The following is a 10,588-nucleotide window of genomic DNA, read 5'->3' on the forward strand; positions in this document are numbered from 1 at the left end:
GCCGGGTGGGATGGCTGTGGTAGCGGAGGTACCTCCCGATGGTTGCGCTGGTGCCGCCCGTCCCCGCACCCACCACAATCCAGTCTGGGGTGGGATGTTCCTCCAGTTCGAGCTGGCCGAGGATGGACTCCGCGATGTTGTTGTTTCCGCGCCAGTCCGTTGCCCGCTCGGCGTAGGTGAACTGGTCCATGTAGTGCCCGGCACAGGTGGCGGCGACTTCTTCCGCCGTCGCATAGACCTCGGAGGCGTGTTCCACCAGGAGGCATGCCCCGCCGAACTGCTCGATCAGGGCGATTTTTTCGGCGCTGGTGGTGCGTGCCATGACGGCGATGAACGGCAGTCCCAGGAGCTGGGCAAAATAGGCTTCGGACACTGCGGTGCTGCCGCTGGAGGCCTCAACGATGGTGGTGTCCTCCCTGATCCAGCCGTTGACCAGCCCAAAAAGGAACAGGGAGCGCGCCAGCCGGTGTTTGAGGGAGCCCGAACGGTGCGTGGACTCATCCTTCAAATAGAGCTGTACACCCCAGTGCTCCGGGAGGGGCACCGAGTAGAGGTGGGTATCGGCGGAGCGGTTGTTTTCCGCCGTGATTTTCCTGATGGCTTCATCCGCCCAGTCCCGGCCCGCGGTGCGCTCAATCTTCACCGCACCAGCCTACCCGCGGCTGCCGGAGCTGCCGTTAGAGTGGGAGCGTTGGCTGCCCACCGAAAGGAGCACAATGAATCCGCTCATGGATGTTTCGGCGCTGGAAAAGCGCCTGGCCGCCGGCCAGCGCACGGTGCTGCTGGACGTGCGCTGGGCGCTGGGGGACCTACACGGCCGCGACCACTACCTGCTGGGGCACCTGCCGGGGGCCGTCTTCGTTGACCTGGCCGCCGAACTTGCAGACCCTGCAGCTCCTGAGCGGGGCAGGCACCCCTTGCCGTCTCCCGGCGCCTTGCAGGAAGCGGCGAGGCGCTGGGGCATCACCAGGGGCGATGTTGTGGTGGCCTACGATGACAGCTCCAACATGGCGGCCGCCCGTGCGTGGTGGATGCTGCGGAACGCCGGCGTTCCGGAGGTCTACCTGCTCGACGGCGGCCTGGCAGCGTGGCGTGCAGCCGGTTTGCCGATCGAACAGGGCGAGGTCAGGGCCAGTCCCGGTGACGTCACCCTGGCAGAGGGACAGATGCCGGTGCTGGACGCAGCCGACGTGACCGGCTGGCTGGAGGCTGGGCTTCTTGCGGATGGTCCATCTTCGGACACAATTCTTCTCGACGCGAGGGCCGGAGAACGGTACCGCGGAGAGATTGAGCCTATTGATCCCCGGGCCGGCCACATCCCCGGTGCTGTCAGCGCTCCGACTGCTGGGAACGTGGACGGCGCCGGCCGGTTCCTGCCTCCCGCCCAGCTGCGCCGGCGCTTCGAATCTCTGGGCATCACCGACAATGCCCGGGTGGGCGTCTACTGCGGCTCCGGGGTCACGGCCGCCCATCAGGTGGCGGCCCTTGAACTCGCCGGATTCCATGCTGCCCTCTATCCCGGATCCTTCTCGGAGTGGTCCAGCAATGCCAACCTGCCTGTGGTGACGGGACCCGATCCGGGGGCAGCGGAGGGCCAGCTGAGTGGAAACACGGCGAGGCTGAAGGGTAGCGTCGCACTATGACTCCTGGACGTCCCGTGCCGCCGCCCCTCGCAAAACCTGTAACCCCCAAATTTTCCGCTCCTGAACCGGATGGCTCTGGGGTTGTTGCCTCCGACGGCGTCGTGGCTGCCGCTTACGGCGCCACGTCACCGGACAGCGGGCTGGTGCCGCTCACCCTTGCCCGGCGCACTCCCGGGGCGGACGACGTCGAAATTGCCATCGAGTTTTGCGGACTGTGCCATTCGGATGTCCACGCGGTGCGCGGTGAGTGGGGCGGCCAGAGCTGGCCTCTCGTGCCCGGCCACGAGATCGTGGGAACTGTCAGCCGCATCGGTTCAGCCGTCACCGACTTCGCGCCCGGCGACCGGGTAGGTGTTGGCTGCATAGTGGATTCCTGCCGCGAGTGCGGGAGCTGCCTGGACGGGCTGGAACAGTACTGCGAAAACGGTATGACCGGCACGTACGGTGCCGAGGACCGGCGAAACGGCGGTTCCCTGACGCAGGGCGGCTATTCCTCCTCTGTGGTGGTGGACCGCCGCTATGTCCTTCGGGTGCCGGATTCCCTGGACTCCGCCGCCGTCGCACCGTTGCTGTGCGCAGGGGTTACGACGTTTTCGCCCCTGCGGCATTTCGACGTCGAAGAAGGCGATGTGGTGGGTGTGGTGGGGCTGGGCGGACTCGGCCACATGGCCGTCAAGCTCGCCAAAGCCATGGGAGCCAAAGTGGTGGTGTTCACCACGTCCGAGTCCAAGGTGCCGGCCGCCCTTGAACTGGGCGCTGACGAGGTAGTTTTGTCCCGCGATGACGCAGCGATGGACGCCGCCAACCGCACCATCGACCTGATCATCGACACCGTCGCAGCCCCGCACGACCTGAACCCGCTGTTCCGTACCCTGCGCGTTGACGGTGCGCTCTTCCAGCTCGGCCTTCCGTCCGAAGCGATGCCGCCCGTAAACCCACGGGCGCTGATCCGGCGCCGGATCGCCTACGCCGGCTCATTGATCGGAGGCATTGCTGAAACCCAGGACATGCTGGACTTCTGCGCAGAGCACGGCGTGGTTGCCGACATCGAAGTGATCCGGGCTGACCAGCTGAATGACGCCTACGACCGGATGGTTGCCGGCGATGTGAAATACCGGTTTGTGCTGGACACCAGCACGCTGCAGGCACCCGCCAAGGAGGCAGACGCATGAGCACACTCTTCACCAGGATCCTGAACGGTGAAATTCCCGGCCGCTTTGTCTGGCGGGAAGACGACGTGGCGGCATTCCTCACCACGGGACCACTGGCAGACGGGCACACCCTCGTGGTCCCCACCGAGGAAGTGGACCGCTGGACCGATGCTTCCCCGGAGACCCTGGCAAGGGTCATGGAGGTGGCCCGGCGGATCGGGGCGGTCCAGGTGGACACCTTCGGCGCCGCGCGGGCCGGGCTGATCGTGGCAGGTTATGAAATCAACCACCTCCACGTCCACGTGTGGCCTTCGAGGAGCATGGCGGACTTCAACTTCGCTTCGGCAGACCAGAATCCGGATCCGAAGGTCTTGGACGCCAATGCCGAGAAACTGCGGGAAGGCCTTCGGGCCGCCGGGTACGGCGAGTTCGTCCCGGCCTGACGGTTCCGGCTTGGCCGCCCGCTCCCTCGTGCTCCGGCCTTCTGTTCCCGGCCCAGGCATACTGTTTAGGCCGGGGCCAGCGCCTTGTTGAGCACGGCGCGGATCCGCTTCTCTGATACCGAATAGGCCGTTCCGAGTTCGACGGCGAAGAGGCTCACCCGGAGTTCTTCAATCATCCAGCGGACCTGGGCCAGCTCACCGCCTGCCCGCCGTCCGGGAAGCAGGGCGGAAACGGCGTCGTCGTAGTCATCCTCGAGCCGCTGCACCACCGCCATGCTCAGGGCATCGCGCTGGACGTTGCCCGGGAGCCGCTCCAGCCGCTTTTCAATGGCGGCAAGGTACCTGGGGAGCTGGCTGAGCTGGGCATAGCCGGTGCGTGCCACAAATCCCGGGTACACCAAGTGCTCCAGTTGGCTCTTGATGTCATTGAGCGCGCTGATGAGCGCGAGGCTGGTCGTGCCCTTGAGCTGCTTTTCAATCCGCCGGGTACTGGCAAGGATGCGCTCCACCACGGCGGTCACGCTGAACACGGTATCGATCAGCTCGGCCCGGACCACTTCATGGAGCGCATCGAAGGACTGGCGGTCCCAGGGCAATTCTGCCGGTGTGAGTTTGTCGATGGCTGCCAGCGCGCAGTCGGCAATCAGGGCTGCGACCGAGCCGTGCGGGTTCTGGCTGAACGTCAGCTTCTCCGTGTTGCTCAGGTGCTCCAGCACGTACCGGTCGGGAGCGGGAACGCGCAGCGCCAGCAGCCTGATCACACCGCCGCGCATGGCGTCCTGCTGCTCATCCGGGGTCTGGAAAACCCTGAGTGCCACCGACTTGCCCTGGTCAACCAACGCCGGATAACCGGTGACTGTGTGGCCTTTGACCATGCTGCTGACCTGGCGCTGGATGGTGCCAAAGCTCCACTCGGTCAGGCCTTCCTGCTCCCGGAATCCGGCCGGGCTGGAGCCAGCCGGTACGGGGGCGGGCGCCTGCACCCGGGGACTGCCGCCGTCGCCGGACTTGCCCCCGGTACGAGCCGCCTTGCCTCGCGGGGCGGTAGAGGCGGGCGTGGCACCGAGAGATTCGGCAATAGCGCGCCGGGTGGCGGGTGCAAGGTGTTCCTGCAGGGCCGCGAGGTCCTTGCCCTCGTCCAGGACCTTGCCCTTGCTGTCCACTACCTTGAAGGTCACGCGAAGGTGCGGGGGCACCGCATCCCAGTTCCACGAACCGGGCGGGATGATGCTTCCGCGGATGCGGCGGAGCGCAAGTTCGAGGGACGGCTCAAGTTCATCGGAGGCCGGGTCGAAATCGGACTCCAGCACCGCCACTGCCTGCCGGGCAACGTCCGGGGCAGGAACAAAGTTCTTGCGGATCTGCTTCGGCAGGGACTTGATCAGGGCCGTCACCAGTTCCACGCGCTGGCCGGGAATCAGCCACCGGAATGCCTTGTCGTCCAGCTGATTGAGGAAAAGGACCGGCACTTCGGCAGTGACGCCGTCGTTCGGGTTGGGCGGCGAGCCGGGGGCGACAGGGTGGAACTCGTAGGTCAGCGGAAGTTCAAAGCCCTTGTGCAGCCAGGTTTTCGGGTAGGCGGATTCATCGAGGTCGTCGGCGTCATCGCTGAGGAGGAGTGACTTGTCATAGTCCAGGAGGTCCGGGTTCTGCTGCCGGGCGTCCTTCCACCATTTATCAAAGTGCCGTTCGGACACAACGTCCGGCCCGACCCGGGCGTCGTAGAACTCAAACAGCGTCTCGTCGTCCACCAGGAGGTCCCGGCGCCGCATCCTGGCTTCGAGTTCCTCAACCTCCTGGAGGAGGGCACGGTTGCGGTGGAAGAACTTGTGGTGGGTTTTCCAGTCGCCTTCCACCAGGGCATGCCTGATGAAGAGTTCCCGGGCGACCACCGGGTCCACCCTGCCGTAATTGATCCTGCGCTGGGCGATAATGGGCACGCCGTAAAGAGTGACCTTTTCGTAGGCCATGACGGCGCCCTGGCGCGTGGACCAGTGGGGTTCGCTGTAGCTGCGCTTGACCAGGTCCGGGGCCACCTGCTCTGCCCAGGCGGGATCGAATTTCGCTGCAACCCTGGCCCAGAGCCGGCTTGTTTCCACCAGTTCCGCCGCCATCACGAAGGTGGGCGACTTCTTGAACAATGCAGAACCGGGGAAGATCGCGAAGCGGCTGCCCCTGGCCCCGGCGTACTCACGCTTGCGCTCATCCAGGATTCCGATGTGACTCAGGAGCCCGGACAGGAGGCTGATGTGGATGCCGTCATGGTTGCCTACCGGATCAGCCAGGCGCTTATTGTCAAGGCTGATGCCCAGGGGCCGGGCAAGCTGGCGCAGCTGGGCGAACAGATCCTGCCACTCGCGCACCCGAAGGTAGTTGATGAATTCCGCCCGGCACAGGCGGCGGAAGGCCGACGACGACAGCTCCTCCTGCTTCTCCTGGATGTAGTTCCACAGGTTCAGGAAGCCGGTGAAGTCCGAGTTCTCGTCCTTGAACCGGTTGTGCTTTTCTGCCGCGAGCTGCTGCTTGTCTGTGGGGCGCTCGCGGGGATCCTGGATGGTGAGGGCTGCTGCAAGGATCATGACTTCACGGACGCAGCCGCGTTTTCCCGCTTCCACGATCATCCGGCCCAACCGGGGATCCACGGGGAGTTGGGCGAGCTTTTGCCCGACGGCGGTGAGCCCGCCGCCGCTTTTAGCACCGCCGGCGCCGTTCTGGGGCTGGGCGGCAGCCAAGGCGCCGAGCTCGCGGAGCAGCGTGACACCGTCGTTGATTGCCCTCGTTTCGGGGGGTTCCACGAACGGGAAGTTTTCTACGTCCTTCGGCCCGCGCGCGACTCCCATGGCTGTCATCTGGAGGATGACAGCGGCGAGGTTCGTGCGGAGGATTTCGGGATCGGTGAAGCGGGGCCGGGACTCGAAGTCCTCCTCCGAGTAAAGGCGAATGGCGATGCCGTCTGACACCCGGCCGCACCGGCCGGAACGTTGGTTGGCGGATGCCTGCGAGACTCGTTCGATGGGGAGCCGCTGGACCTTGGTGCGGTGTGAGTACCGGGAGATGCGCGCTGTGCCAGTGTCGATTACGTATTTGATGCCCGGAACTGTCAGCGACGTCTCCGCCACGTTGGTGGCGAGCACGATCCGGCGTTTGTTGCCGGGGTGGAACACCTTGTGCTGTTCCTGCAGGCTCAGGCGTGCGAACAGGGGGAGGATTTCGGTTCCGGCCAGTCTTCTATTGGACTGGATCCGGGCCTGGAGGGCGTCTGCGGCATCGCGGATCTCGCGTTCACCGGAAAAGAATACGAGGATGTCGCCCGGGGCTTCCGCAGCGAGTTCGTCGACGGCGTCACAGACGGCGTCGAGCGGGTCGCGGTCCTCCTCAAGCTCGTCGTCGGAAGCGTTCTCTTCATCTGTCCCGGCAGGTGGCTGCGACAGTGGGCGGTACCGGATTTCCACCGGGTACGTCCGCCCTGAGACCTCAATGATGGGGGCGGGGACGTCGGGGGTGCTGAAGTGGTTGGCAAAGCGTTCAGGATCGATGGTGGCGGAGGTGATGATCAGCTTCAGGTCGGGCCGTTGCGGCAGGATCCGCTTCAGGTAGCCAAGGATGAAGTCGATGTTGAGGCTGCGCTCATGGGCTTCGTCGATGATGATCGCGTTGTACTTGCGCAGCAGCTTGTCGCGTTGGACCTCCGCCAGCAGGATGCCGTCGGTCATCAGCTTGACCTTGGTGTTCCGGCTGACCTCGCCGGTGAAGCGGACCTGGAAGCCGACCTCCTGGCCGAGGTCCACGCCCAGTTCCTCTGCGATGCGCTCCGCGACAGTGCGGGCTGCAAGCCGGCGCGGTTGGGTGTGGCCGATCAGGCCGTTTTCGCCCAGGCCGAGCTCGAGGCACATCTTGGGAATCTGGGTGGTCTTACCGGAGCCGGTTTCGCCGGCGATGATGGTGACCTGGTTCGCTGCGATGGCGGCCATCAGGTCTTCGCGGCGCTCGGAGACTGGGAGCTCGGCAGGATAGGAAATATGAAGTGTCATGGCTGCTGACAGTCTACTGCGGGAGCCCGGGCTTCCCGCTTTCGACTGTTGCAGCCCTACCCTGTGCTTGGGTGGTTGGGGCTAGAAGATGCGGAGCGTGTAGTTGGTGCTGGGAAGGTCCAAGGCGGACCATGCTTCATGCGATTCGACGGGAGGCGTGTGCCCCCGGCCGTCACGCAGGAGGGCCGACACAGTGGCGGCAAATACGAGGAGCAGCAGGACGATGAGGGCGGTTGTGAGGATTTCCATGCCTTCATGCTTCTCCTCTTCAGCACCAGGAAAAAGTGGCAGAAATGCCCAAAAAGCTAAAGTTCCTGCCACAATGGAAGCATGCTGAAATCAGTAGCCGTTATCGTGGTTCCCAACTTCTCCATGTTCGAATTCGGCACTGCCTGCGAAGTGTTCGGCATCGACAGGTCCGGGCGCGGGAGCGGTGTCCCGCCCTTTGATTTCCGTGTCTGCACGCCTGTCCCGGGGGACGTCCCACTCAAGTCCGGGCTGTCCATGAATGTGGGCCTGGGGCTGGAAGCCACCGCCGATGCGGACCTGGTGATCATGGCCCCCTACGGCCGCGATGATGACTTGCCGGAGTCCGTCCTTGAGGCGCTTCGGGCGGCGGATGCAAGGGGAGCGTGGGTCATGTCCATCTGCTCAGGGGCTTTCGCCCTTGCCCGGGCCGGCCTCTTTGATGACCGCCGCTGCACCACGCACTGGCACTATTCAGGCCAACTGGCTGTTGAATACCCCCGCGTGCACGTGGACGAAAATGTCTTGTATGTGCAGGACGGCAACGTCATCTCCTCTGCCGGTACGGCCGCCGGGATCGATGCCTGCCTGCACCTGGTGCGCGTGGAACTGGGCGCCCACGTGGCCGCCGCAATTGCCCGCGACATGGTGGTTCCCCCGCACCGCGACGGTGGCCAGGCGCAGTTCATTGACCGGCCCATGCCGACGTGTGGCTCCGCTCCGATGGAGGAACTCCTCCGCTGGATGGTGGAGCACCTGGACCGTGAACACACTGTGGGCGAACTGGCCGCCCGGGTGCACATGTCCGCGAGGACGTTCGCACGGAAGTTCCGGTCCGAAACGGGTGCAACGCCGGCGGCCTGGCTCAATTCACAGCGGGTGCTTCGCGCCCAGGAACTTCTGGAGTCCACTGACCTGAACATCGACGAGATCGCGCGCGAGTCAGGATTTGGACATCCGGTGCTGCTGCGGCACCATTTTGCCAAAGTCCTGGACACGAGCCCGCAGTCCTACCGACGGGCCTTCCGCGGACAGCTGGCAGAGGTGGGTTAGCTCCGGGCCTTATGTTTCCCGGCGCTGTGCAGCGCGTGACTTCTCAGCGGCTGCCCGGGTGCTGTCCACGAGCACCCGCCAGGGACCGGTGACTGCCTGCTCCGGCAGGGCTGCCCGGTGCTGGCCTGCACGGATGGAGTAGATGAACCGATCGGGCTGGGCTCCTGAGTATTCCGCCGCGGCGGCTCGTGGTGTCCTGGGTACGGCGTCCCAAGGGCATGCTTCGACGATGGGCTGCCATTGATTTCTGGCCTTCTCGGACTCGGCGTTTACGGTCCAGACCCGAGTCATCGCCGCGATGCCGCCGGTGCGCTCCACACTGATCTTCATGACCTGGTTCCTGGGTGGTTCGAGCCTGGTGGCGCGAAGTACGGCAGCCAGGCGACCCGTTAAAGCTTGACCTTCACAGTTTCCCACGCGTTCCGTACGGCGTCATGCTCTTTCGAATCAGAACCGAAAAGCTCCGCAGCGGTAGCCGCCGTGGCGCGCGCGAATACGGTGAAGGTCGCGCCGGTGGGCAAATCGCCGCTGGTGAGCGTCTCGTACCAGATGCGTCCGGGGGAGTCCCACGCGTTCCCGCCCAGCTTTTCCGCCACCAGGTAGAACGCCCGGTTGGGGATGCCTGAGTTGATGTGGACGCCGCCATTGTCGGCGCTGGTTCTCACGTAGGAGTCCATGGAGGCCGGTTGGGGATCCTTGCCCAGCACGTCGTCGTCGTACGCGGTTCCCGGGGCCTTCATGGAGCGCAGGGCGCGCCCCTCCACCTCCGGCGTGAAAAGGCCCTCGCCTATGAGCCAGCTGGCCTCTGCCGCCGACTGGTTGTTCACGTACTGCTCCACGAGGGCACCGAAAACGTCCGACATGGACTCATTAATGGCTCCGGCCTGGTTCCGGTACACCAGCGCGGCCGAGTACTGGGTAACCCCGTGGGCAAGCTCATGGCCGATGACGCTGATGGACCTGGTGAACCGCTCAAAGACCTCCCCGTCGCCGTCGCCGAAGACCATCTGCGTCCCGTCCCAAAACGCGTTGTCGTAGAGTTTGCCGAAGTGCACTGTGGCGTTCATGGGCAGCCCCCGGCCGTCGATCGAGTTCCTTCCGAAGACGTCGGCATAGAGGCGATGCGTATGGCCCAGCCCGTCATAGGCCTCATCTGTTGCAGGATCCCCCGTGGCTGATTCGCCCTCCTTTCGCACGAGTTGGCCCGGGAGGACTTCTGAACCGCCGGCGTCGAAAACCGAGCGGTTTGACGGCCCTGGTTTAGCCTGGCGCACTCCCGCTGGAACATCGGGGGCTGCCTGTATGCGGGCCGCGTGGACCGAGCGGACGTGCCCCAAGGCCTCTTTTGCTGCTCTCGCTGCTGCGGAAAACTCCGGAGCGTCCTGCCTGGCCAGCCGCCTCAACAGGTAGGGCGGAATGATGGAACAGAACGGAACGTGCATGGCGTACCCCCTCAACTTGGTGAATTCAGATTACGAGGGGGCACTGACAAACCGGCGCAGGCGCACGTCGCCCCGGGCGAAACGAACAATGTCTAACCCCCGAGCCGTGGTGGAGGTATGGAAACGAACGCGGCAGTGGTGCAGGCGGAGGCGAGCCTGGTGGCGGAGAGGTCGGGTGTGTGCTGGTGGTCGGTGACCGGGCTGCCGGTGCCCTGGTCGCCGACTCCCATGCGCTGACCGTGTCCCTGCCGCGGACGCTGGCGGCTCTGCAGTCAGGGACAATCTCTGGGCGCATGCCGCGACGATGATGGACCAGACCGTGAGACTTGGCTGGCCTCCGCCCGATGACCTGCCTCTGAAGAGATCTAGTGGGCCATGGCCTGCGAGGCGAGCGCTGCCGTGGGCTGATGAAGGGTGGGTGACGAAGCACGCCCTCACTGTTGGCACCGCGTGGTGGCGGCGTGCGCACTTCTATTGATGCAGCCGGCCTTACGAATGAGGCGGCCATGATCACCGGGAGCCGCAGCGCTGGAAAGGAACTTTCGGGCAAACGAGAAGCACCCCGGTTGACCGGGGTGC

At 64.9% G+C, this 10,588-nt stretch carries 10 protein-coding genes; 4 read left to right on the forward strand and 6 right to left on the reverse strand.

The window, feature by feature from the left end; all coding sequences use genetic code 11:
- The coding region (locus tag AC5RWX_RS25540; RefSeq protein ID WP_494099083.1) for a PLP-dependent cysteine synthase family protein at window positions 1-643 on the reverse strand (643 nt) is incomplete at its 3' end.
- A 73-nt stretch (window positions 644-716) separates the two neighbouring features.
- On the opposite strand from AC5RWX_RS25540, the gene AC5RWX_RS25545 reads away from it, so the two are divergent.
- The 3 genes from AC5RWX_RS25545 to AC5RWX_RS25555 are packed head-to-tail and all read left to right on the forward strand — an operon-like array spanning window position 717 to window position 3,237.
- Window positions 717-1,643, forward strand: a complete 927-nt coding sequence (locus AC5RWX_RS25545; RefSeq protein WP_494099084.1) for a sulfurtransferase — start codon at window positions 717-719, stop codon at window positions 1,641-1,643.
- Window positions 1,640-2,815, forward strand: coding sequence for an NAD(P)-dependent alcohol dehydrogenase (locus AC5RWX_RS25550; RefSeq protein WP_494099085.1), 1,176 nt, complete (start codon window positions 1,640-1,642; stop codon window positions 2,813-2,815). The genes AC5RWX_RS25545 and AC5RWX_RS25550 overlap by 4 nt, the downstream gene beginning before the upstream one ends.
- Entirely contained in the window at window positions 2,812-3,237 is a 426-nt protein-coding gene (locus tag AC5RWX_RS25555; protein WP_494099086.1) for an HIT family protein, read from the forward strand. The genes AC5RWX_RS25550 and AC5RWX_RS25555 overlap by 4 nt, the downstream gene beginning before the upstream one ends.
- 65 nt (window positions 3,238-3,302) lie before the next feature.
- On the opposite strand, the gene hrpA is transcribed toward AC5RWX_RS25555, so the two are convergent.
- A complete protein-coding gene (hrpA, locus tag AC5RWX_RS25560) occupies window positions 3,303-7,268 on the reverse strand; it encodes an ATP-dependent RNA helicase HrpA (protein ID WP_494099087.1) in 3,966 nt (1,321 codons plus the stop codon).
- Window positions 7,269-7,349: 81 nt separating this feature from the next.
- Entirely contained in the window at window positions 7,350-7,517 is a 168-nt protein-coding gene (locus AC5RWX_RS25565; protein ID WP_205484217.1) for a hypothetical protein, read from the reverse strand.
- Between the two features lie 81 nt (window positions 7,518-7,598).
- Here AC5RWX_RS25565 and AC5RWX_RS25570 point away from each other — a divergent pair, with 81 nt between their 5' ends.
- Window positions 7,599-8,567, forward strand: coding sequence for a GlxA family transcriptional regulator (locus AC5RWX_RS25570; protein WP_494099088.1), 969 nt, complete (start codon window positions 7,599-7,601; stop codon window positions 8,565-8,567).
- Window positions 8,568-8,576: 9 nt separating this feature from the next.
- On the opposite strand, the gene AC5RWX_RS25575 is transcribed toward AC5RWX_RS25570, so the two are convergent.
- The 3 genes from AC5RWX_RS25575 to AC5RWX_RS25585 form a co-directional block, all read right to left on the reverse strand.
- Window positions 8,577-8,897, reverse strand: coding sequence for a protealysin inhibitor emfourin (locus tag AC5RWX_RS25575; RefSeq protein WP_494099089.1), 321 nt, complete (start codon window positions 8,895-8,897; stop codon window positions 8,577-8,579).
- Window positions 8,898-8,956: 59 nt separating this feature from the next.
- The gene (locus tag AC5RWX_RS25580) at window positions 8,957-10,009 is read right to left on the reverse strand and encodes a M4 family metallopeptidase (RefSeq protein WP_494099090.1); all 1,053 of its coding nucleotides are present in this window, start codon (window positions 10,007-10,009) and stop codon (window positions 8,957-8,959) included.
- Window positions 10,010-10,101: 92 nt separating this feature from the next.
- Entirely contained in the window at window positions 10,102-10,239 is a 138-nt protein-coding gene (locus tag AC5RWX_RS25585) for a hypothetical protein (RefSeq protein ID WP_494099091.1), read from the reverse strand.
- Between the last annotated feature and the right edge of the window lie 349 nt (window positions 10,240-10,588).

The organism is Arthrobacter sp. SPT-J7 (assembly GCF_059089965.1).

Bases quoted from the DNA above. Each gene is read 5' to 3' on its own strand.
- AC5RWX_RS25545 (WP_494099084.1), top strand. From the start codon at position 717: ATGAATCCGCTCATGGATGTTTCGGCGCTGGAAAAGCGCCTGGCCGCC.
- AC5RWX_RS25550 (WP_494099085.1), top strand. From the start codon at position 1,640: ATGACTCCTGGACGTCCCGTGCCGCCGCCCCTCGCAAAACCTGTAACC.
- AC5RWX_RS25555 (WP_494099086.1), top strand. From the start codon at position 2,812: ATGAGCACACTCTTCACCAGGATCCTGAACGGTGAAATTCCCGGCCGC.
- hrpA (WP_494099087.1), bottom strand. From the start codon at position 7,268: ATGACACTTCATATTTCCTATCCTGCCGAGCTCCCAGTCTCCGAGCGC.
- AC5RWX_RS25565 (WP_205484217.1), bottom strand. From the start codon at position 7,517: ATGGAAATCCTCACAACCGCCCTCATCGTCCTGCTGCTCCTCGTATTT.
- AC5RWX_RS25570 (WP_494099088.1), top strand. From the start codon at position 7,599: ATGCTGAAATCAGTAGCCGTTATCGTGGTTCCCAACTTCTCCATGTTC.
- AC5RWX_RS25575 (WP_494099089.1), bottom strand. From the start codon at position 8,897: ATGAAGATCAGTGTGGAGCGCACCGGCGGCATCGCGGCGATGACTCGG.
- AC5RWX_RS25580 (WP_494099090.1), bottom strand. From the start codon at position 10,009: ATGCACGTTCCGTTCTGTTCCATCATTCCGCCCTACCTGTTGAGGCGG.
- AC5RWX_RS25585 (WP_494099091.1), bottom strand. From the start codon at position 10,239: ATGGGAGTCGGCGACCAGGGCACCGGCAGCCCGGTCACCGACCACCAG.